Origin of the sequence: Spirillospora sp. CA-142024 (genome assembly GCF_050942325.1) — a bacterium.
GTDB lineage: Bacteria > Actinomycetota > Actinomycetes > Streptosporangiales > Streptosporangiaceae > Spirillospora.
The window spans coordinates 1,420,403-1,444,387 of the sequence record NZ_CP192077.1 but is presented as its reverse complement, the minus strand read 5'-3'; the positions used below and the strand labels follow the sequence as shown (position 1 = coordinate 1,444,387).

General features: G+C 72.1%; 20 protein-coding genes. 7 read left to right on the top strand and 13 right to left on the bottom strand.

Annotation, left to right across the window (positions count from 1 at the left end; genetic code table 11):
• Positions 1-11: 11 nt before the first annotated feature.
• The gene (locus ACQPZP_RS07135) at positions 12-1,397 is read right to left on the bottom strand and encodes an MFS transporter (RefSeq protein WP_433476839.1); all 1,386 of its coding nucleotides are present in this window, start codon (positions 1,395-1,397) and stop codon (positions 12-14) included.
• Positions 1,398-1,505: 108 nt separating this feature from the next.
• On the opposite strand from ACQPZP_RS07135, the gene ACQPZP_RS07130 reads away from it, so the two are divergent.
• Both ACQPZP_RS07130 and ACQPZP_RS07125 read left to right on the top strand, forming a co-directional pair.
• Entirely contained in the window at positions 1,506-2,180 is a 675-nt protein-coding gene (locus tag ACQPZP_RS07130) for a TetR/AcrR family transcriptional regulator (RefSeq protein WP_433476838.1), read from the top strand.
• 97 nt (positions 2,181-2,277) lie between these two features.
• Positions 2,278-2,811 carry a 2,4'-dihydroxyacetophenone dioxygenase family protein gene (locus ACQPZP_RS07125; protein WP_433476837.1) on the top strand — a complete coding sequence of 178 codons (534 nt, stop codon included), beginning with the start codon at positions 2,278-2,280 and terminating at the stop codon, positions 2,809-2,811.
• A 92-nt stretch (positions 2,812-2,903) separates the two neighbouring features.
• On the opposite strand, the gene ACQPZP_RS07120 is transcribed toward ACQPZP_RS07125, so the two are convergent.
• Entirely contained in the window at positions 2,904-4,100 is a 1,197-nt protein-coding gene (locus ACQPZP_RS07120; RefSeq protein ID WP_433476836.1) for an RNA-guided endonuclease InsQ/TnpB family protein, read from the bottom strand.
• Positions 4,101-4,193: 93 nt separating this feature from the next.
• On the bottom strand, positions 4,194-5,171 hold the full coding sequence (locus ACQPZP_RS07115; protein ID WP_433476835.1) for a DUF6183 family protein: 978 nt from the start codon (positions 5,169-5,171) through the stop codon (positions 4,194-4,196).
• 55 nt (positions 5,172-5,226) lie between these two features.
• Here ACQPZP_RS07115 and ACQPZP_RS07110 point away from each other — a divergent pair, with 55 nt between their 5' ends.
• Complete coding sequence (locus ACQPZP_RS07110) at positions 5,227-6,342, top strand: hypothetical protein (protein ID WP_433476834.1); 1,116 nt, start codon at positions 5,227-5,229, stop codon at positions 6,340-6,342.
• A gap of 6 nt (positions 6,343-6,348) precedes the next feature.
• Here the strand turns inward: ACQPZP_RS07110 and ACQPZP_RS07105 are convergent, their stop codons facing one another.
• The 4 genes from ACQPZP_RS07105 to ACQPZP_RS07090 all read right to left on the bottom strand — a co-directional run bounded on the left by ACQPZP_RS07105 (position 6,349) and on the right by ACQPZP_RS07090 (position 11,129).
• Complete coding sequence (locus tag ACQPZP_RS07105; RefSeq protein WP_433476833.1) at positions 6,349-7,143, bottom strand: enoyl-CoA hydratase/isomerase family protein; 795 nt, start codon at positions 7,141-7,143, stop codon at positions 6,349-6,351.
• A 190-nt stretch (positions 7,144-7,333) separates the two neighbouring features.
• Positions 7,334-8,479: an acetyl-CoA C-acetyltransferase gene (locus ACQPZP_RS07100; protein WP_433476832.1), complete on the bottom strand. Its 1,146-nt coding sequence runs from the start codon at positions 8,477-8,479 to the stop codon at positions 7,334-7,336.
• Positions 8,480-8,589: 110 nt separating this feature from the next.
• On the bottom strand, positions 8,590-10,626 hold the full coding sequence (locus ACQPZP_RS07095) for an MFS transporter (protein ID WP_433476831.1): 2,037 nt from the start codon (positions 10,624-10,626) through the stop codon (positions 8,590-8,592).
• A 101-nt stretch (positions 10,627-10,727) separates the two neighbouring features.
• Positions 10,728-11,129, bottom strand: a complete 402-nt coding sequence (locus ACQPZP_RS07090) for a hypothetical protein (RefSeq protein WP_433476830.1) — start codon at positions 11,127-11,129, stop codon at positions 10,728-10,730.
• A gap of 87 nt (positions 11,130-11,216) precedes the next feature.
• On the opposite strand from ACQPZP_RS07090, the gene ACQPZP_RS07085 reads away from it, so the two are divergent.
• Positions 11,217-11,378: a hypothetical protein gene (locus tag ACQPZP_RS07085; RefSeq protein WP_433476829.1), complete on the top strand. Its 162-nt coding sequence runs from the start codon at positions 11,217-11,219 to the stop codon at positions 11,376-11,378.
• 249 nt (positions 11,379-11,627) lie between these two features.
• The gene (locus ACQPZP_RS07080) at positions 11,628-12,488 is read left to right on the top strand and encodes a class I SAM-dependent methyltransferase (protein WP_433476828.1); all 861 of its coding nucleotides are present in this window, start codon (positions 11,628-11,630) and stop codon (positions 12,486-12,488) included.
• On the opposite strand, the gene ACQPZP_RS07075 is transcribed toward ACQPZP_RS07080, so the two are convergent.
• The 3 genes from ACQPZP_RS07075 to ACQPZP_RS07065 all read right to left on the bottom strand — a co-directional run bounded on the left by ACQPZP_RS07075 (position 12,485) and on the right by ACQPZP_RS07065 (position 16,731).
• The gene (locus ACQPZP_RS07075) at positions 12,485-13,480 is read right to left on the bottom strand and encodes a zinc-dependent alcohol dehydrogenase family protein (RefSeq protein ID WP_433476827.1); all 996 of its coding nucleotides are present in this window, start codon (positions 13,478-13,480) and stop codon (positions 12,485-12,487) included. The genes ACQPZP_RS07080 and ACQPZP_RS07075 overlap by 4 nt on opposite strands.
• Before the next feature lie 5 nt (positions 13,481-13,485).
• The gene (locus tag ACQPZP_RS07070) at positions 13,486-15,843 is read right to left on the bottom strand and encodes a SpoIIE family protein phosphatase (protein ID WP_433476826.1); all 2,358 of its coding nucleotides are present in this window, start codon (positions 15,841-15,843) and stop codon (positions 13,486-13,488) included.
• A 186-nt stretch (positions 15,844-16,029) separates the two neighbouring features.
• Positions 16,030-16,731 carry a metal-dependent transcriptional regulator gene (locus ACQPZP_RS07065; protein ID WP_433476825.1) on the bottom strand — a complete coding sequence of 234 codons (702 nt, stop codon included), beginning with the start codon at positions 16,729-16,731 and terminating at the stop codon, positions 16,030-16,032.
• Between the two features lie 99 nt (positions 16,732-16,830).
• Between ACQPZP_RS07065 and ACQPZP_RS07060 the strand changes: the two genes are divergently transcribed.
• Complete coding sequence (locus tag ACQPZP_RS07060) at positions 16,831-17,535, top strand: UdgX family uracil-DNA binding protein (RefSeq protein ID WP_433476824.1); 705 nt, start codon at positions 16,831-16,833, stop codon at positions 17,533-17,535.
• Here ACQPZP_RS07060 and ACQPZP_RS07055 read toward each other — a convergent pair.
• Together ACQPZP_RS07055 and pdxH are read right to left on the bottom strand one after the other, a co-directional pair.
• Positions 17,532-18,938 (bottom strand): MFS transporter, encoded by a 1,407-nt coding sequence (locus tag ACQPZP_RS07055; protein ID WP_433476823.1) that lies wholly within the window; start codon positions 18,936-18,938, stop codon positions 17,532-17,534. The genes ACQPZP_RS07060 and ACQPZP_RS07055 overlap by 4 nt on opposite strands.
• Positions 18,935-19,645 (bottom strand): pyridoxamine 5'-phosphate oxidase, encoded by a 711-nt coding sequence (gene pdxH / locus ACQPZP_RS07050; protein WP_433476822.1) that lies wholly within the window; start codon positions 19,643-19,645, stop codon positions 18,935-18,937. Before pdxH ends, ACQPZP_RS07055 begins: the two co-directional genes overlap by 4 nt.
• A gap of 121 nt (positions 19,646-19,766) precedes the next feature.
• On the opposite strand from pdxH, the gene ACQPZP_RS07045 reads away from it, so the two are divergent.
• Entirely contained in the window at positions 19,767-20,870 is a 1,104-nt protein-coding gene (locus tag ACQPZP_RS07045; RefSeq protein ID WP_433476821.1) for a citrate synthase 2, read from the top strand.
• Positions 20,871-20,938: 68 nt separating this feature from the next.
• On the opposite strand, the gene ACQPZP_RS07040 is transcribed toward ACQPZP_RS07045, so the two are convergent.
• Positions 20,939-23,875, bottom strand: a complete 2,937-nt coding sequence (locus tag ACQPZP_RS07040; RefSeq protein ID WP_433476820.1) for an ABC transporter substrate-binding protein — start codon at positions 23,873-23,875, stop codon at positions 20,939-20,941.
• Positions 23,876-23,985 lie beyond the last annotated feature (110 nt).

The following is a 23,985-nucleotide window of genomic DNA, read 5'->3' as shown; positions in this document are numbered from 1 at the left end:
CACTCTGACACTCAGCGACGGCGCGGGACGACGACGGTCGCGGCCAGAGCGGCGACGGCCAGGACGGCGAAGACCGTGAAGCCCTGCGTGTAACCGGATTCGGAGGGCAAAGACGCCCGAACCGCCAGGACGGCCGCGGCGGTCTGGGCGCCCACGGCCCCGCCGACCGTGCGCACGATGGTGTTGACGCCGGTGGCGATGCCGGTCTGGTGGGCCTCGGCGTTCTGCACGATCAGGAGTCCGATGGCGGCGAAGGCCAGGCCGTATCCGGCGCCGAGCAGCAGACCGGCGAGGTAGAAGTACGCGATGTGCCCGTGCGCGGCCGCGAGGACGGCGAGCGATGCGGCGGCGCAGACCGTCCCGGCCTGGAGAGGGAGCCTGGCCCCGTGGCGGTGGCCGAGCCGCGCGGCGACGGGTCCGGCGATCAGCATGACGAGTGCTACGGGCAGCATGATGAGCCCGGCCTCCGACGGCGTGGACGCGAAGCCGTACCCGGCGCCGACAGGCGTCTGGACGAACTGCGGGACCAGCGTGATCGCCCCGAACATCGCCACGGCCACGACGAACGTGACCAGGTTGGTCGTCGCCTGCCCCCGGACGCCCATCAGCCGGAGATCCACCAGCGGGTCGCCGATCCGTGCCTCCAGGACGGCGAACCCGGCCGACAGCAGCAGAGTCGCGCCGAACAGCGCGAGAACCGCGGGCGACGTCCAGCCCCAGGTCCCGCCCTGGCTGATGCCGAGCAGCAGGCACACCAGCGCGCCGGACAGCAGCGCCGCGCCACCGAAGTCGATCCTGCCGGTACGGGCCGGACGTACGGCGGGCAGGGCGGGGGCGGCGGCGAGGGCGGCTCCGGCGAGCGGGAGCGTCCCCCAGAACAGCGACGGTGTGCCGAACGCGTCCACGAGGGGCCCGGCGACCACCATCCCCGCCGAGCCGCCGATGCCGAACATGGCGCTGAGGAGGGCGACGGTGCCGGGGAGCCGAGCCGGCGGCAGGGCGGTGCGCGCGATGCCGAAGGCCAGCGGGAACACGCCGCCGGCGACGCCCTGGAGCGCGCGCCCCGCGACCAGCGCGCCGAGGGAGCGGGACTCGGCGGCCAGCGCGCACACCAGGCTGCCGGCCGTGAAGAGGCACAGGCAGGCGAGCAGGATCCGGCGGTGGCCGAACAGGTCGCCCAGCCGTCCGGCGATCGGCGTCGCGACCGCGCTGGCGAGCATGAAGGCCGTCAGCACCCAGGTCACCTCGGCGGTGGGCGCGGACAGTTCGCGGGCGAACGCGGGAAGCACCACGATCACGATCGTCTGGGCGAGGCTGGCCGCCAGCGCGGCCAGCAGCAACGCCGCCGCCACGATGCCGGGCGCGCCGCCCGCCGACGTCCCGTGCCGTACCGGCACGGACTGTTCCTGAGGAGCCACGAGACACGCCCTTTCCGGGGCCGAGCAGATTTAGGTTAGGCAAACCTAAATCTTGTGGACGCCCGTCCGCAAGATACGGTTCCGACTGTGAGCCCGTCCTCCACCCCGCGCCCGGCCGGGGAGCGCCGCGCCTGGGGCACGCTCGACCGCGCGCAGATCGTCGACGCCGCGCTGCGCATCGCCCGCAGCGAAGGCATGCAGGCGCTCACGATCCGCCGGCTCGCGTCCGATCTCGGTGCCTCGCGGATGGCGCTGTACCGGCACGTGTCCGACAAGGAGGAACTGGTCGATCTCGTCACCGACGCCATCGCCGAGCAGGAGGTCGTCCCGCCCGGCATCGACGACGGGCCCTGGGACCGGCGGCTGCGGCTCCTGGCCGCGGGCATCCGCCGCGAGATGGCCGCCTATCCCGGCCTGGCGGAGATCGCGACGACCCGCGCCCACCACGGCCCCGGCGCACTGCGCACCGTGGAGCTCACTTTGGAGATCCTCGCGGAGGCGGGACTCGACGAACGACAGGCCGCCCGGTACTACATGGTCTTCCTGGACATCGTGCTGGGACGGGTCCAGCGCGAACTGCACGGCGACCCCGCCGCCCTACACCGCCGCGCCAGCCTGGACGCCTCGGAAGGCCGGACGGCCGACCACCCCCGGCTGCACGCCGCCGAGCCCCACCTGACAGCCGTCACCGCCGACGAGATCTTCGAAACCGAACTCGACATGCTCGTCCACGCGATCGAAGCCGCCGCACAGCCCCAATGAAAAGGCCCGAGCGAATCGGCGAGGCAGAACATCCCAGGGGAGACAGGCCGGAGCGAAAAGGGTTCACTCGCAGAGACGTGACCGCGAGGAGCCGTGCATGCCGGAGAACCCAGGGTCGGAGTTCTGGAAGGACCTCAAGCCGATCGAGAACTCGCAGAAGCCGGACGCGCTGCCGGAGGTCTACCTGCCGAAGGTCGCCACCGACGACGACCGCTTCTACGTGCCGTTCACGGAGACGGTCGGCTCGCGGCCACTGTGGATCAATGTGAAGGACAACACCTGGTCCGACATCCTGCGGGCCAAGGAGACCGGGCTCGTCAACCGGCACTACCACCCGCACGAGGTGTTCGCCTACACCATCTCCGGCAAGTGGGGTTATCTGGAGCGTCCCTGGACGGCCACGGCGGGCGACTTCATCTACGAGGCGCCCGGTGAGGGCCACACCCTCGTCGCCTACGAGCACGAGGAGCCGATGAAGACGCTGTTCATCGTCAAGGGGCCGCTCATCTGGCTGGACGAGAAAGGCGAACCCGAGGGCTACTTCGACGTCCACGACTACATAGACATGTGCCGCAAGCACTACGACCAGGTCGGCCTGGGCGCGGACTACATCGATTCCCTATTCCGCTGACGGCGACCGGGTTCTGGCTTCTGTTCTTGACTGCTCCCCTCCCTGGGGGAGGGGGGTTCCTCCCGCCGCGAGATGTTGTGGGGATTCCTGGCTCACGCCGCCTCTGGGGACGGCGTCCCCGGAGGTCTTCTGCGATCAGCACCAGCCGGGGCCAGACCAGCCCGGACCAGCATCACGTGCGCGGAGTTCTTGTCGCGGGGCGCGACATGCCCGCACACGGTGCAGGTGTAGGTACGTTCCGACAACGGCAGTGCGTGCTTGGCTCTCGCTCCGCACTGTCCGCAGTCCATGGTGGTGTGCGCGGGGTGCACCAGCCGCAGGTCGCGGCCGTGCTTGCCCGCCATGTTGATCAGTTCGCGCTTGGCCGCGCCGATCGCGGCGTCGGCGGCCTTGCGCGCCATCGTCGATTTGGCCAGAGACCTGGGCTTGAAGTCCTCCACCGCGACGGCGTCATGGTCGCGCACCACGTTCTTGGCCCATTTGCGGGCGTCCTCCTGCCTTTGCCGCGCGACCTTCTTGTGCGCTCTGGCGGCCTGCCGCTGGGCTTTGCGGTACCCCTTGGACTGCGCCTTGCCCTTCGGGGCCCGGCGCCGCGCCATCATCCGCTGGCAGTACGCCAGCCGCCCGGCGGCCTTCTTGCCATGTTCGGCGTGCGGAAGGTCGTGGGCATCGCTGGTGGTGGCGGCGATCTCGGTCACGCCCCAGTCGATCCCGATCACCCGCCCGGTCGTGGGGAGCGGCGCGACCTGGGTGGGCACCACGAAACTGGCGTACCAGTGCCCGAGGATGTCGCGGTGCACCCGCACCGAGGACGGCTCGGCGGGCAGGTCCCGCGACCAGACCACCCGCGCCGCGATACCGCCCGCCAAGTGCAGGCGGCCGCCCCTGAGGCCGAACCCGCGACGGGTGTAGTTCAGCGTGGGGGCGGCCAGGTCTCTCTTCTTGAACCTGGGCATCCCCGCCCGCTGCCACACCGGCACACGGTTCTGAATGTCCTTGATCGCCTTCGCCCTGGACCTGCCGAAGTCACGGATGATCTGCTGCTGTGGCACCGACGCGCCCCGGCGCAGCCAGGCCATGTCCGCGCGCCAGCCGGTCAGCATCTTGTCCAGCTTGGCGGGGCCGATCTTCTCCCGGGCCCTGGCGGCGGCGCGGGCTTCGGCGACGCACTGGTTCCACACCCACCGGCACCGATCCCACTCGGCCAGCAGTGCCCGCTCGGCGGTCGACGACAGCCGCAGCCGGTAGGTGTACCGGGCGTTCCCGGAGTCACCTCTCGTCACTGTCATCAGTGTCACCACGAGGCGATGGTAGCTCACACGTTCGAACGAAGGACGACATCTCCACCAGCCGAGATCGACGGCTTCCTGACCGCCCGCAAGTCAGTCGCAGTCGGTGACGGCTAGGACGGCCACCGTCCGGTGGTCGGGACGGAGCGCGGCCATGCCCACGTCCAGCGGCGGGATGACCTGGAGATGCCACTCCGAGGTATAGAAGAGCCAGGTGCACCGGCCGGCGGCCTGCTCGATGGCCGCGGCGTCGGTCTCCCGCACGCCCGCCAGGGCCGCCAGCGACTCCCACGACGCCTTGCGCGCATAGCCGCCGTGCATGCCGGGGCCGTACACGCCGCCGGACGCGGCTCCGGCGTAGAGCTTCCGCAGGACATGTCCGGCGGTCACCCGCCGTACTCCGGTCACGCCGGCGCCGGTACTGTCCGCTGGAAGGACGCGGAGCAGCGAGGCACCGAAATCGGCGGCGGCAAGGGGACGGTCCAGCCGGAGCAGCCGGGCCTCCTCGACGTCCGCGCCCGACGGCCAGTTGCGGTAGGCGCTCAACGCCTGCCGCGCATCGGGCCAGTCGAGCGCCGCCGCCGTGATGTCGATGCCGGCCGGCCCCGGCGCGTCCGGCGCCCCCTCGTCGGGGTGACGCCGGCGGGGCTTCGGCAGCCCGGGATACCAGGGCAGGCCGTGGTCGCGCTCGGCCGGGGACGGGCGCAGCGGCAGGTCCGCGAGGGGATGCCCGGCGGCACGCAGCCTCCTGGCGAATCCCGCGGCGGACGGCACGTCATGCCGCAACGCCGCCTCCTGGAGCAGGCAGGCCGCGAGTTCGTCCGAAGGATCGGCATCCTCGAAGACCGTGAGGAGATGTTCCAAGGGCTGCCCGCAGGCCAGCCATTCCGCGGCCTCAGGCGGGCTGTAGCCGACATCGCCCCACGTCCGTCCCTTGGCGGCGATCGCGCGGACGCTCGCGACCCGGCCCGCGTCACCGGGGGCGGTGGCCAGCCGCCGCAGCGCCACATTGAAGCCGTACCGCATCGGATAGGTCGGCTCCTCGACCTCCAGCAACGCCAGGAGCAGCATGCAGCGAAGTCTCACACGCGGCACCGCGGGGAAGGGCGGCATCTAGAGTGAGCCGGTGATTCACGTTCCGCGGCATGCCACCACCTTCAGCCTTTTCGTCAGCGACGAGGAGACGGCCCGCGAGGGCGCCCAGGAGCTGGCCGCGCGTGGTCACACACTGGTCCGCGTCGCTCCGGCGTCCGGTTCCGGCTGGCGGATCGCCAGCCTCGACGAGGGTCCCTACCCGGACGAGGACGAGACCTGGTGGACGGCCGCCGAGGACCGCGTCGTCACCGAACTCGCCGTGGACCTCGGTGCCGACCTCGGGCGCTCCGTGGCTCATCCGGAGACGGCCCGCCGGTTCTTCCCCGAGGGAGAGGCCGTCTGCGACCGGACCGTGGAGCAGGTACGGGACACGCGGATCTCGGCGTTCTCCCGGATACCCGCCCGTGCCTCCCGCCCGGCCGTCGTCCACGACCTCGGGAATCCGGAGCCGCCGGAGGGGCCGACGGGCGAACCCGTCGTCCTGCGGGGGCTCGACGACGTCGACTGGGCCGCGCTCACCGGCGCCTACGGGCCGGCGGACGAAGTCCCGGACATCCTGCGGGGGCTCGCCGCCAACGACGAGGAGTGGGACGAGGCCATCGACGAGTACTTCAGTACCGTCGTCCATCAGGACACCTGCTACGACTGCACGCCGGAGACCGTCAGGTTCCTCGTCCAGCTCGCCCGCGCACCGCAGCTGTCCCCCGTGTACCGGCTGGACCTGCTGATCCACCTGACCTACATCGCCACGATCGACCCGGTGCCGCCCACCGGCGAGGCCGGCTCGGACGAGGCGGCCACCTGCCAGGCGATCACCGACCACCTGCCCGAACTGCTGGCCCTGTGGCCGGACGCCTCGGCGGCGGCGCGGGCATGGCTGATCGTCCTGGCGGCCCTGCGCCCCGCGGCGGATCGGCTCCCCGATTTCCAGGAGTTCCGGCGGCAGGTGGACGGCCCGAGCCCCGCGCTCGACCTCGCGCTCGCCCTGGTCTCCGGCGACGACGACGCGGTCCTCGACCTGACGCTCGCCGCCGCCTCATGGGACGAACAGGTCTCGGCCATGCTGGAGACCCCGATCCCCCTGCGCGTCCGCCACCTGAAGATCCTCTCCCACCTCGCCCTGACCGAGCTCACGCCCGCGAACTAGCCCGTCTCAGTGGCCCTGGAAGTCGGGGGGGCGGTTCTCCAGGAAGGCCGTGATGCCTTCTTTGGCGTCTTCGGTGGCGGTCAGCTCGACCAGTTCGCCGAGCAGGTGGGCGACCTGGTCTTCCAGGGGGCGGCCCTCGACCGCGAAGAAGGCGTCGCGGCCGCGGCGCAGGCCCACGGGGCTCTTGGACGCGATGACCCGGGCGAGGTCGTCGACGCGGGCGTCCAGGTCGGCGCGCGGGACGGCCTCGGTGACCAGGCCGATGTCGCGGGCCTCGGCGGCGGTGATGCGGGAGCCGGTGTAGTAGAGCTTGAAGGCGTGCTTCGGGGCGACGTTCCGGTTGATGATCGCCATGATCATCATGGGCCAGAGGCCGACGTTGACCTCGGGGGTGGCGAGCTTGACGTCGTCCGCGGCGATGACCAGGTCGCAGGCGGCGGCGAGGCCGAGGCCGCCGGCCACGGCGTGTCCGGCGAGGCGCGCGATGATGGGTTTGCCGAGCTTGGGGAAGGCCGTGAAGAGGCGGAACGGGGCGCTGTCGCGGATGGCGGCGGCGTCGGCGACCGGCCGTCCGTCGGCCTGGGCCCGGCCGAGGCCGCCCAGGTCGGCGCCTGCGCAGAAGGCGCGGTCACCGGCCCCGGTGAGGACGATCACCCGGACGTCGGCGTCGGTCTTGGCGCGGTCGAACGCGTCCAGGAGCTCCTCGATCATCTGGTCGCTCAGCGCGTTCCGCGCCTCCGGCCGGTTGAGCGTGATCGTGGCGACCCGCTCCGCCACCTCATAGATGATCGCCTCGTACACGCACCCTCCTGGATGGGGAACGGGCGGGACGTAAAGTCCCGCCCGCGACAACCTCAGCCTTCACGCGAACGCGCTACCTGAGCCTGGGAGCGACGCCGAAGGCGAGCTCCCAGGCTCAGGTCGCGAAGCGATGTCGCGATCGCCGCTTTGGCGATTCGGTCCCGAGCCGCCAGGCGAGGGACCGAGGTCGCTAAAGCCTTTCAATGATCGTGGCGTTGGCCTGGCCGCCGCCCTCGCACATCGTCTGCAGGCCGTAGCGGCCGCCGGTGCGCTCCAGCTCGTGCAGCAGCTTGGTCATCAGCACGCCGCCGGTGGCGCCGAGCGGGTGGCCGAGGGCGATCGCGCCGCCGTTGGGGTTGGTCTTCTCCAGCGAGGCGCCGGTGTCGGCCGCCCACGCCATCGGGACCGGGGCGAACGCCTCGTTGACCTCGAAGACGTCGATGTCGTCGATCTTCAGCCCGGCGCGGTCCAGGGCCTTCTCGGTGGCGGGGATCGGGCCGGTCAGCATGTAGACCGGGTCGGAGCCGCACACGGCGAGGGTGTGGATGCGGGCGCGCGGGGTGAGGTTGTGCCGCTTGACGGCCTCCTCGGAGGCGATCAGCACCGCGGACGAGCCGACGGAGATCTGCGAGGCGACCGCGGCGGTGATCCGGCCGCCGTCCCGCAGCGTCTTCAGGCCCGCCATCTTCTCCATCGTGGTGTCAGGGCGGGCGCCCTCGTCCTTGGCGAGCCCGGCGATGGGGGCGATCTCCCGGTCGAAGTAGCCGGCCTCGATCGCCTTGGCGGCGCGCCGGTGGCTCTCCAGCGCGAACCTCTCCAGGTCCTCGCGGCTGAAGCCCCACTTCTCGGCCATCAGCTCGGCGCCGCGGAACTGGGAGATCTCCTGCATGCCGTAGCGCTCGGCCCAGCCCTCGCCGTACGGGAAGGGCATCCCCTTCTCCAGGGCCATGGCGACGGACGACCCCATCGGGACGACGGCCATCTGCTCGACGCCGGACGCGACGACGAGGTCCTGGGTGCCGGACAGGACGCCCTGGGCGGCGAAGTGGATCGCCTGCTGGGACGACCCGCACTGCCGGTCGATCGTCACGCCGGGCACGGACTCCGGCAGCCCGGCCGACAGCCACGCGGTGCGGGCGATGTCGAGGGACTGCGGGCCGACCTGCATGACACAGCCCATGATCACGTCTTCGACCGCGGAGGGGTCGACGCCGGTGCGGTTGACGAGCTCCTTGAGCACGTGGGCCCCGAGGTCGGCGGGGTGGACGTCCTTCAGGGCGCCCTTCTTGGTACCGACGGGGGTACGGACCGCGCCGACGATGTACGCCTCGGCCACTACGCCTCCAAAATCTGGGGTTCCGTCCCTAAACCGAGTGGGATTCGGTCTGTCAGTATGAGATTACATCGCTCACGGCGCAACGCCATGTGAGCTGGGTCTCGGGAGCCCTACGCCCCGCGCTCGGCGGGCCCGGGCCCGGGGCTCAGGACCTTGCCGTCCGTCTCGTCGCCGAGGGACGCCTCGGCCAGCCTCGTCAGGACGTCCGCCAGCTCGGGATGCTCCTCGGGCGCCCAGCCGTCCAGGTGCCGGGCGAGTCCGGCGCGGCGGGCGGCGAACAGGCGTTCGGCCGCGGTCCGCCCCGACGCCGTGATGGCGAGGATCCCGTCCTGCCGCTGGACGTATCCGGCATCGACGAGCAGATCGACGTACGGGCGCCCGTGTTCGACGGGGACACCGGCGCGGTCGGCGAGTTCCTGGCCGCTGACCCTCTCGTCCTTGGCGATCCGGCACAGCGCCCAGACGCTACCCGCGGGCAGCGAGACGCCTGAGAGCGCGGCCAGCCGGTCGTACAGTTCGAACGCCTTCGCGTCCTTGCGCATGAGTTCGCTCAGCGCGCGCTCTATCTCGTGCCTGGACGACCGGACCGTCGGCGCCGCGCCGAATCCCTCCCCGTAGTCGCGCGTCTGCGCGGTCGCCCTCAGCGGGACCTCGCGCAAGAACCAGGTCAACACGAACGCGACCGCCGCTACTGGGACGGCCCAGAAGAACACCGAGTCGATCGACTGCGCATAGGCGTGCAGGACGTCCTGCTTCACCGCGGCCGGGTACTTGTCGAGCAGTTGGGGGTTCCCCTGGACGGCCGCCGGGTCGAAACCAGGCGGCAGGACCCGCGCCAGATCCTCGACATGCCCGGCGAGCTGGTTACTGAATACCGACCCGAACACCGCGACGCCGAACGAGCCGCCGATCTGCCGGAAGAACGTGACACCGGACGTGGCCGAACCGAGGTCCTCGTACGACACCGCGTTCTGGACGGCGATGACGAGCACCTGCATGACGAGCCCCAGCCCGAAGCCCAGCAGCGCGAACCGCAGGCTCATCGTGAGGGTGGACGACCCCTCGTCCAGCCCCGAGAGGAGGAACATCGCCAGCGCGATGATCGGGGTGCCGACGACCGGGAAGACCTTGTAGCGGCCGAACCGGGTGATCAGCTGCCCGGACCCGATCGAGCTGACCAGCATGCCGAGCATCATCGGCAGCAGGTAGACGCCGGACAGCGTCGGCGAGACGCCGTGCACCACCTGCAGGAAGATCGGCAGGAACGTCAGCGCGCCGAACATCGCGAAGCCGACCGCGAAGCTGATCGCGGCGCCGAGCGAGAACACCGAGTTCGCCAGCAGCGCCGGCGGCATGACCGGCTCGGCGGCGCGGCGCTCGACGAGCAGCCACACCACGATCAGGACCACCGAGCCGGCGGCGAGCGCGACGATCGGCGCGGACAGCCAGTCGTAGCGCGTCCCGCCCCAGGTCGTCATCAGCACGAGCCCGACCGCCCAGCCGACGATCAGCAGCGTCCCGAGGTAGTCGATGCGGTGCCGTTCCCGCTCGCCCGTCGCGGGCAGCACGGCGGCGATCACGGCGAGCGCCACGACCCCGATGGGCAGGTTGATGTAGAACACCCAGCGCCACGACAGGTTGTCGACGAACCAGCCGCCGAGCAGCGGCCCGCACACGCTGGCCACGCCGAAGACGGCACCGAACAACCCCTGGTAGCGGCCGCGCTCGCGCGGCGGCACCACGTCCCCGACGATCGCGACGACGAGCACCATCAGCCCGCCGCCGCCGAGGCCCTGCAGGGCGCGGAACCCGATCAGCTCGGTCATGTCCTGCGCGAGACCGCACAGCGCCGACCCGATCAGGAAGAGGACGATGGACGCCTGGAACAGCCGCTTGCGCCCGTACTGGTCGCCGAGCTTGCCCCACAGCGGCGTCGACGCCGTGGACGCCAGCAGGTACGCCGTCACGACCCACGACAGGTGGTTGAGCCCGCCGAGGTCGCTCACGATCGTCGGCAGCGCCGTGGACACGATCGTCTGGTCCAGCGCCGCCAGCAGCATGGCGAGCATGAGGGCGCCGAGGATGACGTACAGGTCCCTGCCCTTCGGCATGGCCCGCTCGTCCCTCGCCGTCGTCGCCGCCGTCATGCCGCCGTCCCCCTGCCGCCCAGATGACGGGTGTGTGCCGGGGGAGATCTACCCATGACCCGGGCGAGATCACCCAGCTCGGGCGGCAAGGTCGGAAAAGGTCAGCGCAGCAGGTCGCGGGCGACCTTCGCGGCGCCGATCGAGGCGGCGGCGCCGGCGATCCCCACCGCTCCGGCGGTGACCCACAGCGGCAGCCCCCGGCGGGTCTTCAGCCCGCTGGCGAGGTCCATCGAGTCGACCGCGAGGCCGAGCCGGGCCCACAGCCGGCGCCCGGACTCCTCGCCGCTGAGCAGGTAGCCGGCGCCGAGGGCGATCTCCCGGGCGGCGAACATCCGGACGACGTAGTCGCGGCCCGGGTGCGCGTCCCCGCCCAGCCCCGTCAGCTTCACCGTCAGCTTCGGCGCGGCGAACGCGGCGAGCCCGAGGGCGACCCGTCCGCGCGCCAGGTTGGTCATCATGTCGTCGACCTTGTCCCGGTCGTCCACTTCCTTCGCATCTGCCACAAGAGTGAGATTATCCGCCCCGACGCCGCGCGCGCCGACCCGTCTATCGTTCAAGGAGGCGGCACTCCCCCCGGAATGAAGGTGACCATGGAAGGCATCCTCACCCTCGTCGTCGTGTCACTGCTGGCCGCGTTCTGCGTGCGCTGGGCGGCGGTGCGGCTCCGGCTGCCGATGCCCACCCGGCTAGCGGTGATCACGGTGTTCGTGCTCGTCGTCCTCGCGCTGTACGGCAACCATATGCGGGGCTGAAACGCGCGGTGGGACAGGACCGCGCGACCGGACGCCGCATCTGAACGGCCGGAGAATTTCCGCGGCCGATTTCCGAACCTCCCGGCCCGGTGGCGAGTCATAACAGGCGAAACCGGCTTCACGCCCGTTCGACGTCCCGCCGAGGACGATGCGCCTCACCCCCCGGGTGGGATCCCCCGGCGCGCACCCCGTGGCGGACGCGAGCGGTACCCCGTCCGGCGAAGCCGGCCCGAGCGAGGGAGAGCACCCGTGCCGCATCCGGCGATCGCCGTCCAGGAGACCGGGGGCACGATCGCCCCGCATCTGAGGCGCCTGCTGGAGTTCGTCGAACCCGACCGGGACGACGTGTGCCTGGACGTCGCGCGCGGACGCGGGCCCATGCCCGCCGCGCTCGGGCCGCAGGTCCGCCACATGACGGCGGTGGACGCCATGCCCGTGCCGGCGGCGTCCGCGACCGGCCGGTCCGGGGGGCGGGACGGCGGCCGCATGGAGACGGTCGAGTTCGGGACGGGCCCCGTCCGGATCACCGGCGGCGCCCGCGCCCGCGACGGCGACCACGTGCCGTCGTCGGTGACGCGCGAGGACCGCAGACCGTGGGCGGGCGGCCCGGACCGGCGCACGACGGTCAAGGCGGACGCCACCGCGCTGCCGTACCGGGACAACGCGTTCTCCCTGGTGACGGCCCGGTTCTCGCTCTACAACCTGGGCGATCCCGATCATGTGCTGCGGGAGCTGCTGCGGGTGTGCCGGCCGGGCGGGCGGGTGGTCATCGCCGACCTCGTCCGCGGCAACCTCGCCGGCCCCGAACGCGACCGGATCGAGCGGCTCCGCGACCCCGACCATCCCGGCACCCCGTCCATCGCCCGGCTCACCGAGATGATCACCTCGGCGGGTGGCAGCATCCGGCGGCTGGACGTGTTCACCGTGGAACGTCCCGCGGAGCCGTGGCTCGCCGGGGCCCGCGACGACGCCGCGGCCGACCGCATCCGCATGGCGCTGCTCAACGAGGTGGACGGCGGCCCGAAGACCGGTTCGAAGCCCCGCATCATCGGCGGCGAGCTCTGGTTCACCCAGTCCTGGGCGCACGTCGCCGCGGAGCCGATCCCCTAGGGCACGAGAACGGCCGCGCCGGTGAAGCAGTCCGCGGCCAGGTCGCCCAGGGCGCGGTCCGCGTCGTCCAGCGCGTAGGTGTGCGTCGTGACGGCGACGTCGAGGCGCGCGGCGAGCGTCAGGAACTCCTCGCCGTCCGCGCGGGTGTTCGCCGTCACCGAGCGGACCTGCCGCTCCTGGAACAGGTACCGCTCGTAGTCCAGGGACGGCACGTCGCTCAAGTGGATCCCTGCGATCGCGCACGTCCCGCCACGGTCGAGGCGTTCCAGCGCGGCCGCCACCAGCTCCCCCGCCGGAGCGAAGACGATCGCCGAGTCCAGCGGGGCCGGGGCCGCGTCGAACGAGTCGCCCGCCCAGGACGCGCCGAGGTCGCGGGCCAGTTCGCGGGCGGCCGGGCTCCGGGTGAAGACGTGCACGTCGGCGCCCTCGGCGACGGCGATCTGCGCGGCCAGATGCGCGGAGCCGCCGAACCCCCAGATGCCGAGCCGCCCGCCCGGCGGCAGGGCGGAACGGCGCAGCGCCCGGTACCCGATGATCCCCGCGCACAGCAGCGGGGCGGCGCGCACATCGTCCAGCTCGGAGGGCAGGCCGTAGGTGTAGGCGTCGACGGCGAGCGCGTACTCGGCATAGCCGCCGTGGGCGTCCCAGCCGGTGTAGACCGAGGCCGGGCACAGGTTCTCGGCGCCCCGGCGGCAGAAGCGGCAGGCGCCGCACGTCCCGCGCAGCCACGCCACGCCGACACGGTCACCGAGACGGTGCAGGGCGCCGGGGCCCGCGCCGGCGACCTCCCCGACGATCTCGTGGCCGGGCGTCACGCCCGGCAGGTGGACGGGCAGGTCGCCCTCGGCGACGTGCAGATCCGTCCGGCAGACGCCGCAGGCGAGCACGCGGACCAGCAGCTCGCCCGGGCCGGGGGACAGCACGTCGCGGTCGGCGCGCCGCAAGGGCCCCGCCTCGATCGGGGACGGCTTCTCGACCACCCACGCGCGCATGGCGGTCAGGACGGCGTCAGCGGCAACTCGAACCAGACCGCTTTGCCGTCCGAGGTCGGCCGGGCACCCCACCGGGTGGCGAGCTGGTCGACCAGGTACAGGCCGCGCCCGCCCTCGTCGGTCTCGCCCGCGCTGCGGATGCGCGGCAGCCGCATGTCGGAGTCGAACACCTCGACCCAGATCGCGTCGGCGCCGCGCCGCAGCCGGAGCCGGAACTCCTTGGTCGGCGGCTCGCGGCGGCCGAGGTCGGCGCCGAGGTTCCAGTCGTCCTCGCCGAAGTCGGCGCCGAGGTCGCCGCCCTCGAACGCACCGGCCTCGAACGAGTCGGCGGACGTCCCGGTGCCGAACTCGGTGTTGAACTGTACGGGCGGCGGGGCGCTCAGCGGCTCACCGCCCCGTCCGGGCGGCCCGGCCGGGACCGGGACGACCATCTCGCGGCGCGGCGCCGGGGTGGCGGTGGCGTGCAGGACGACGTTCGTGACGACCTCGGAGACGAGCAGGCAGGCGAGTTCGGCCTGCTCGTCGAGCATCCCCCAGGTCGCGAACGCGTCGGCGGCCATCCGGCGGGCCTCCGACACCATGATCGGCTCGGCGGTGAAGGTTCGCTCCTCGACGGCCAGTTCCTCGCCGGCGGTGCGGATCACCACGATGGCGACGTCGTCGTCGATGTCGCCGGGCACCGCGTCGTAGGCGGCGTTGGCGATCGCCTCGACGCCGCCGCGCGCGACCTTGGCGACGGCGGTGCGGACCAGCTCCCGCGACTCCTCGCGGGTGTAGTAGTCGCCGTCGTCCTTGGGCCGCCGGTCGATGAGGCCGTCGGTGTAGAGGACGAGTGTCGAGCCCGGCTTCAGCTCGCTCGTCTCCTCGTTGAAGAGGATCTCCCCGCCCATGCCGGGGGCGCGCAGGCCGAGCATGCCGCCCTGGCTCTCGAACGCCAGCTCGCCGACCTCGCCGTCCACGATCAGCAGGGGCGGGTCGTGCCCGGCGTTGGCGAACTCCAGGACGCGCGACCACGCGTCGTACACGAAGTAGGTGCAGGACACGAGCGGCGGCCGGACGAGGTCGTCGCTGTTCCAGCCGGACCGCATCCGCTCGGGCCGCGTCATCGTCCGGACCCACTCGTCCAGCTTGCGCAGTATGTCGGCGGGCGGCTTGTCGTCCTGCGCGAAGGCGCGCAGCGCCGCCCGGAGCTGGCCCATGACGGCGGCGGCCCGGGCGCCGCGCCCCTCCACGTCGCCGATGACGAGGCCGACGCGTCCGGCCGACAGTGGGATCACGTCGTACCAGTCGCCGCCGACCTGCGTCTGGATGCCGTGCCCGTGCGACTCCAGCGGGCGGGCCGGCTCGTACCGCCAGGCGATCTGCAGGCCGTCCAGCGGCGGCGGCCGGTCGCCGGGCAGGAGGTGCTTCTGGAAGGCGAGCGCGGTGTCGCGCTCCTCCTCGAACAGCAGCGCGTTGTCGACGGCGAGCGCGACCCGGCTGGCGATGGCGCCGATCAGATCGCGGTCGAAGCCGTCGTAGTGCGGGTCGGGCCGCTTGGACAGGTTCGACAGCGCCAGGCTCATCACGCCGAGCAGCTCGCCGCGCACCAGCAGCGGCGCGGAGATCACCGAGGTGATGCCCATCTCGGTGCCGAGCCGCTGCGACGACTCGGTCGGCGCGGCGAACCGGTGCTGGATCATGTCCTCGACGAGGATGGCGTCGCGGCGGTCCATCGCCTTGGCGCTGAAGTGGCCCGGCGGGTAGGACACGGGCTCGCCGACCTCGGCCCAGGTGCCGGGCGGCGGCTCCCAGCCGCCGGCGTGCCGGGACACCCGCCGGTAGAGCCGGTCGCCGGTGTAGAGGTCGATGAAGCAGTGGTCGGCGAACTGCGGGACGAGGGTGTCGGCGACGCGGCGGAGGGTGCTCTCCAGCTCCAGCGACCCGGCGAGCCGCTCGCCGATCCGCTCCATCAGGCCGTAGCGGTCCTGCTCGCGCTGGTTGGAGCGGAGCGCCTCCCGCGCGAAGATCACGGTGCCGTCGACCGCACCGGACGGGTGCCGCAGCGGGACGGCGTGCGCGCGTGTGTAGACGGTGGTGCCGTCCGCGCGCAGGTTGCAGAACGTCCCCTCCCAGACACCGCCCTTGAGGACGTGCTTGGCCAGCTCGGTGGCCTGCTCGTGGTCCTCCTCGGCGATGCCCAGCGACAGGATGGAGTGGCCGATGATCTCGTCCCCGCCGAAGCCGAACAGCTGGCGGGCGAAGGCGTTGCCGTAGATGACGTTGCTGAAGCGGTCGCAGACGATGACCGCCATCTCCATCTGGTTGAGGACGGTCTCGGGCGGCAGATGCGCCTCGTCAGGCGCTTCCCCCCAGTGGTTCATCTCCCCATCCCGATAACAGTCGCGATCCTCGCCCCGATGATCACCGCGCGTCGCGGCACGGACGTCGTACGTGTTTGCCTCGTCGTATTGAACGACGAACCGGCCGCCTGGATACGCCCTGGAGACACGAAGCTGTGGAGATCTTCGGTATAGACCGTCGAGGCGGGTGCGCGCACGCCGTTCGTGTCAGCGCCGACTGACGAAGACGTGCTCGGCGATGTCGCGCCGCAGCTCGGTCGCGGGACTGTCGTCCTCGTCGTCACTGATCACCCGCACCCCGTCGTCGGTCGCCCGGAGAATCACCTCTCGTCCCGGTTGTATCCCTATCTGCTTGAGTCTAAGCATCAGGTCGCTGTCGCTCTGCACCTGCTCGCTGATCCGCCGGATCACCGCGGCCGCACCCGCCGGGCTCGCCACGGCGGTCATCACCGAGAGCGGGGCGGAGTCGGCGTCGTCGCCGTGTCCGCCCAGTTCGTCCAGGCCGGGAATGGGGTTGCCGTGCGGGCAGGCGGTCGGGTTGTCCAGCAGCGCGACGAGACGCCGCTCGACCTCCTCCGACATCACGTGCTCCCACCGGCACGCCTCGATGTGGACGTCCTCCCAGGGCAGCCCGATGACGTTGACCAGCAGACATTCGGCGAGGCGGTGCTTGCGCATGACGCGGGTCGCGAGACCGCGTCCGCTATCGGTCAGCTCGAGGTGCCGATCGCCTTCGACCCGCAGCAGCCCGTCGCGCTCCATCCGCGCGACCGTCTGGCTCACCGTCGGGCCGCTCTGGGAGAGCCGCTCGGCGATGCGCGCGCGAAGGGGAATGATCCCCTCCTCTTCCAGCTCGAAAACCGTCCGGAGGTACATCTCCGTGGTATCGATCAGGCCGTGTGAGGTCACAGCTCCCTCCAGTCTTATTTGCAGAAGTCTACTTGCATCGGCCCCGGGTCGCCGGGCCACTCGAATATCCCTGTGAAGCCGGGTACAGGGGAACGCAAGATGAACGCGAAACCTTCCCAGGACGCGGAACCGTTCCTGCCGGAGACGCCCGAGGAACGATCCGATCTCGACGCGCTGCGCCGGGCCGCCGCGGACTGCCGCGGCTGCGGCCTCTATGAGAACGCCACCCAGACGGTCTTCGGCGAGGGCTCGCCGGGCGGCCGGGTCGTCCTCGTCGGCGAGCAGCCCGGCGACCAGGAGGACCGCAAGGGCCACCCGTTCGTCGGCCCCGCCGGACGCGTCCTCGACCGGGCGCTGGAGGAGGCCGGGATCGAGCGCGGCGACGTCTACGTCACGAACGCCGTCAAGCACTTCAAGTTCAGGCGGCAGGAGGGCGGAAAGCGGCGCATCCACGAGGCGCCGAACGCCGGTGAGATGCGGGCATGCCGGCCCTGGCTGCTGGCCGAGCTGCGGCTTCTCGATCCGGACGTCGTGGTCGTGCTGGGCGCCACGGCGGGCAGGGCGCTGCTCGGCTCGTCGTTCCGGGTGACGAAACAGCGCGGGCGCCTGCTACCACTGCCGGATCTGGAGACGATCGGCACTCGGGCCGCCGCGCGCGAGATCGGCGACGAGCCGCCCGGTGATGCCGACACGCGACTGCTCGCGACCGTCCACCCGTCCGCCGTCCTGCGCGCGGAGGACCGCGACGCGATGTACGCCGGGCTGGTCGACGACCTGAAGGTCGCCGCCTCAGCCCTCCGCTAGGACGTGGGCTCGCCGCGGGAGGCGCGGGGCTCCGTGCTCGGCGATGACACCGACACGGTCTCGGCGGTGCGGGTGTCGTAGCGGAGCAGGGCGGGGACGGCGAATCCCGCCACGACGACCAGTGCCGCGCAGGCGAGGCCGCCGCCCACCCAGGACGCGGTGGCGCCTGCGACGCTCGCGGTCGCGCCCGCCCGGACGTCCCCGAGCCGGGGCCCGCCCGCGACGACGACGGTGAACACGCCCTGGAGACGCCCGCGCATCCGGTCGGGCGCGTAGGTCTGCAGCATCGACTGGCGGAAGACCGACGAGACGAGGTCGGCCGCGCCGCCGACGGCGAGCAGCACGACCGCGAGCCACAACCGGTGGGACAGCCCGGCGGCCGCCACCGCCAGCCCCCAGATCGCGATGGCCGTGACCAGGGCGATCCCCTGCTTGTGCACCCGCCCGATCCAGCCGGACGACAGCCCGCCGGCGAACGCCCCCACCGCGATCGCGGCGAACAGGTAGCCGACCGCGCCCTCCCCGCCGAACCGCGTCTCGGCCACCTCCGGGAACAGGGCGCGCGGCATCGCGATCGCCATCGCGATGATGTCCACGATGAAGGACATCAGCAGGACTGGCTGCGTGACCAGGTACCGGAGCCCGTCGAAGACCGACCGCAGCCCCGGCGAGCCGGTGACGTCGCCGAGCGGCGGGACCGGAGGCAGGCGCAGCGCCGCGTACAGCACGACCGTGAACAGCACGGCGTCGAGCGCGTACGCCGCCGCGTAGTGCCAGTGGGCCAGGAGCACGCCGGCGAACAGGGGCCCGGCCAGCATCCCGAACTGGCTCGCGGTGAAGTTGAGCGTGTTGGCCGCCGGGACGAGCGGCCGGTCGATCAGCCGGGGGATGATCGCGCTGCGGGTGGGCGAGGACACCGCGAAGCCGACCGCCTGGATCGCCACCACCCCCATGATCAGCGCGAGGCTGCCGACGTCCAGCAGCGCCTGGACGAGCAGCAGCAGCGTCGCCGCCCACATGACGCAGGAGGAGGCGAACAGCAGCCTCCGCCGGTCCACGTGGTCGGCCACCGCGCCGCCCCAGAGCCCGAACACGATCAGCGGGACGAGGTTGACGATGCCCAGCACGCCCACCCAGAAGGACGACCTCGTCATGTCGTACACCTGGACGGGCACGGCGACGGCGGTCACCTGGAACCCGACGAACGAGACGCCCTGCCCCAGCCACAGCCGCCGGTAGGCGGGGTGGCCCAGCGGCCGGGTGTCGATCGCGAGCCGCCGCAGGCGCCCGCGGCGGGCCCCGGCGCGGGGTCTGGCGGGTTCCTCCGGTTCGGAGTCGCCCTGCTCGGAGGATTCGGTGGTGTCAGGACCGTCGGCGGGGGTTCGGTGCTGTTCCGCTGTCACGGGGACAGTCTCTCCAGCACCCACCCCTCCCTGTCGTCCGGGGCCGTGCGCCGGTAGCGGATTCGATCATGGAGCCGGTCGGGGCGGCCCTGCCAGAACTCGATCGACTCGGGGGCCACACGGTAGCCGCCCCAGAAGTCCGGCAGCGGGACGGCGTCGGCGGCGTCCTCGTCCGGTGCCCCCGGCGGCCGGCCCGCCGCCGGGTCCGGCCAGCGCTCGGCCAGCTCGGCGTAGCGGCGCTCCAGCACGTCCCGCCCGGAGATGACGCCCGACTGCTCCTCGCTCGCCCAGGCGCCGAGCCGCGACCCGTACGGCCGGGTCCGGAAGTAGGCGGCCGAATCTTCCCGGGACAGCCGGAACACCGGCCCCGCCACGCGCACCTGCCGGTACATCGCGTGCCAGGGGAACACGAGCGCCGCGCGGGGGTTCTCCGCGAGGTCGCGGCCCTTGTGGGACGTGAAGTTGGTGAAGAACCGGAAGCCCTGCGGCCCGTACCCCTTCAGCAGGACCGTGCGGGCGCTCGGGACACCGTCGCCCGACGCGGTGGCGAGCACCATCGCGTTCGGCTCGATCAGCCCGGAGGCGTGCACGTCCGCGAACCACGCGGCGAAGAGGGCGAGCGGATCGGCGGGGAGCGCCGACTCCGACAATTCGCCCCCCTCGTAGGATCTGCGGAGCCGTGCGGGATCGGGCGTTGGGGAATCCACAGCGTCAGAGCCTCTCACCTGGGTCTTGTGCAACTCACATGACCCCTGGGTACTGGTCGGTAAGGCGGACAGGGTTCAATGGCACGGCACCGCCTTATCACTCTGGGAAAGGCAGGACGACATGTCCGACTTCAAACCCGGTCTCGAGGGGGTCGTCGCCTTCGAGACCGAGATCGCCGAACCGGACAAGGAGGGCGGCGCCCTCCGCTACCGGGGGGTCGACATCGAAGAGCTCGTCGGCCGCGTCTCCTTCGGCGACGCCTGGGGCCTCCTCGTGGACGACAGCTTCGACCCGGGACTGGCCCCCGCCGACCCGCACCTGCTCCCGGTCACCTCCGGTGATGTTCGGGTGGACGTGCAGAGCTCCCTCCCAACCCTCGCCACCGCGTACGGGATGAAGCCGCTGCTCGACATCTCCGACGAGGAGGCGCGCGCCGACCTCGCCCGAGTATCGGTCACGGCGCTGTCGTTCGTCGCGCAGTCGGCCCGCGGCGTCGGTGTTCCCATGGTGCCGCAGAGCCGGATCGACGAGGCGAAGACCATCACCGAGCGGTTCATGGTCCGCTGGCGCGGTGAGCCCGACCCGAAGCACGTCCGGGCCATCGACGCGTACTGGGTGTCCGCCGCCGAGCACGGCCTGAACGCCTCCACCTTCACCGCCCGCGTCATCGCCTCCACCGGCGCGGACGTGGCCGCCAGCATCTCCGGCGCGATCGGCGCCATGTCGGGCCCGCTGCACGGCGGCGCGCCCGCCCGCGTCCTGCCGATGATCGAGAAGGTCGAGCAGCTCGGCGACGCCCGCAAGGTGGTCACCGGCATCCTCGACTCCGGCGACCGGCTGATGGGCTTCGGCCACCGCGTCTACCGCGCCGAGGACCCGCGCGCCCGAGTGCTGCGCCGCACCGCCAGGGAGCTGGACGCGCCGCGCTTCGAGGCCGCGAAGGCCCTGGAGGACGCCGCGCTGGCCGAGCTGCGCGAGCGCCGCCCGGACCGTCCGATCGAGACGAACGTGGAGTTCTGGGCCGCGGTGATCCTGGACTTCGCCGAGGTCCCGACCGCGATGATGCCCGCGATGTTCACCTGCGGCCGCACCGCCGGCTGGGCGGCGCACATCCTGGAGCAGAAGCGCACCGGACGCCTGGTCCGGCCGAGCGCCCGGTACACCGGCCCCGGCAGCCGTTCCATCGGGGACGTGGCGGGCGGAGCGGAGATCCTCAAGCGCTGACCCGTCCCCCCGCACGACGCGCCTTGAGGCCCCCGGCCCGGACCGGGGGCCTTTGCCGTGTCGGGGGCCTACTCCGGCGCGTTCCCGCCCTTCTCGCCTCCGGGCGGGCAGTCGGCCTTGCCCTGCCGGCCCGCGATGAGGCGGCCGCAGACCTCCTTCACCTCGGTCGTGCCGTCCTGCTTGATCGTCGCGAGGATGACCGGCCGGTCGATCACCTGGTGGCCGGTGCTGCGGGAGCCGAACCGCAGCACGCCGCTGGCCCCGTTGCGCAGGACGTCGTGGTCCGGGTCGTTCAGCGCCGCGAACACCGACCCCGCCGACGGCAGCGCCTTCTCCTGCCAGTACACCTTGCTCGCCACGGTCGCGACGAGCGTGGTCGCGTCGTAGCCGACGGCGGCGCGGGTGATGGACGGCCGCTGCCCGGACCCCTTGTCCTCGTCGGTCATCTCCCGGACGGCCGGGTCGTAGTCGGAGTAGAAGGTCTGCGGCGACTGGTCGCCGATCCACCGCCACGTCCACGCCTCCCGCGCGGCCAGCGGCGTGAAGTACAGGTCGAAGGTGTTCTTGCGGCCGATGTCCTCGGCGTTGTCGCTGACGTACTTGGCGATCTCGTCGTCCGCCAGGACCAGCGGGCGCTTGGGGCAGGACAGTTCGAGGACGTTGATGAACGAGCGGAACTCGTCCGAACGTCCGGCGTAGTAGAACAGGTCGGGCTGGTCCTGGCACGCCTCCCGGACCGACCTGTTCAGTTCGCCCGGGTTCTTGTAGGGGCGCATCAGCGCCTTGCCGGGCCGGAACGCCTTCTGGAAGTCGGTGGCCAGGTTCCCGCTGTACAGGTCGTCGGGGTCGCCGTCGTAGATGACCACCGCGTCGTCCACCTTCTTGCCGCCGACGTCGCCGTGCCGCGCCCAGTACGCGGCGTGCGCCGCCGTCCGCGAGTTCGGGGACGCGAGCCGGAAGTAGTACGGCGAGTAGCCGGCGTCGCCGTCCAGCAGGGCCGTTCCGTCGTAGCTGTTGGCGGTGCCGACGAGGGGCAGCGCCGACTTGGCCAGCAGCTTGATCGCCTGCTGCGTCTGCCGCCGGCTCTGCTCGAAGCCGATCACCGCGACGATGGAGCGGTCCTTCAGCGCCCGCGTGCGGATCTGCTCGGCGACGTGCTCGGCATAGCGGAACCTGGCGCCCGCGTTGGCGATCAGCACCCGCAGCCGCAGGTCGTCGCCCTCGGCGGCGTCGTTGAACCGCTTCTGCGCGATCGCCAGCCCGATCAGCTCGCCCTGCACCCCGGCGAGCAGGTCGATCCGCTTGTTCTTGATGGACGGGTCGGCGGTCACCGGGCCCAGGTAGACGACCGTCGCGTACGGCTTGCCGGACTCCTTGACGTGGTCGTTCTGCGCCTCGATCGCGTCCAGGACCTTGTTCAGCCGGTTGTCGTTGTTCTTGCCGCCGGAGTCCTCGCCGAAGCGGTAGGACCCGTCGGTGACGCCGACGCATTCGCCGTTCGCCATCCGCCTGATGCCGAACGGCGAGCAGTACTTCACCACCTGGACCGAGATCACGCTGATGGAGGCGGCGGCCACCGCGACCATCGCGATCCACGGCAGCGCCGGATGGGTGAGCCGGGGGCGGCGCCGCACCGGCCGGATCGGCGGCAGGTCGCCGCCCGGGTCGCGGGTGATGTCGACGCGCAGTTCCCGGCGCGAGCCGAGGACGCCGACGCGGCGCTGCTCCCGGGTGTAGCGGTCCCACAGGCCGCGCGCGGCGATGACGCTCTGCGGCTCGCCGGACGACATGTCCACCCGGACGGCCTGCGCGAGCCGGTCGACCAGCCGCGGCCCGGACGGGGCGGACGGGTCGTCGTCGGCGGGCGCGGTCGGGTCGACGCCGGCCACGATGATGAGCGGGTCGAACCCGGGCAGCCGGCCGGTCATCTGGCTGTCGGCGCGGACCCGCTCGACCAGCTCCACGAACGTCACGCCGGGGTGCCCCGCGGACAGGTGCTCGAAGATCAGCACCGGGTAGCGGACCCGTGCCCACGCCGCCCGCCGGTAGTCGCGCCGGTAGTTGCGGCGCAGGTCCTCCAGGAACGCGGCGACGAGCAGCAGGTCGAGCTGCTCGCCGTGGTCCTCCGGCTCGACCGGGCGCGGGTCGAACACGCCGAGCGCGAAACCGAGGAAGCCGGTGGAGTCTCGGTCGACGTAGGGCTGGCGGAGGAACCAGCTGAACCTCCGCACGCCGTACCAGCCGCGCGTCCGGGCGACGATCTGCACGGTCACGAACGCGAGCCCGATCACGGCGGCGAGAACGGCGGACGCGAGGTCGAGCGCCGCCGCCGTCCCCGCGCTGATCAGCGCGACGACCGCGATCCCGATCGGGGCGATCTGCTCTAGGAAGGACAGGAACGTGGCGGGCCGGCCGCGCACCTCCTCCAGATCGCGCAGGACGTCCCGGCCGCGCCGCCGGATCACCCGGTTCAGCTCGCGGCGCCGCGCGTTCTCGTTGTCGCCGACCGGCGGATGCGTCAGCCGCCGCACGAGCTGGTGGTTCTCCCGCTCGGTGGACGACGCGCCGCGCGGCGCCGGACGGTCCCCGGCGAGCCGGATCTCGCGCAGGTCGCGCAGCCACAGCGCCATCTCCAGCAGCGGGAACCGCAGCCCCGGCTCGCCCCGGGCGCGGCTGCTCGGCTGCGACAGCTCGCGCTTGGCCTCCCGCAGCACGCCCGCGACGTCGGTGGCCGGGGTCTCGGCGGCGATGTGCGACACCGGGGCCCGCTCGTCCTCGCACCGGGACTTGAGCATCTCGGCCGCGTGGGACGCGGCCCGGCCCGGCCCGAGCAGGAGCAGCAGCGGCCGCAGCCGCTCCCGCCACCGCCAGGGCGGCCGCTCCCGCAGCCGTTCGAACAGGTCGAGCACGCCGCGGAGCCGATCCTCGCTCAGGATCCGGTCGCCGTCGCCCGCCATGCGCCACGCCTCGCTCTCTCGCTCGCCTCCGCCCGGCCGCTCCCCCACCGCCGCCCGCCGTCCTTTTGGACATTGGACGCGCCGGACGGCGAAAAGGATCGATTCCGTTGTTGGGCGGCTGGGTGGGGGCTGTGGGACGGCGAAACTCGGCCACTTTG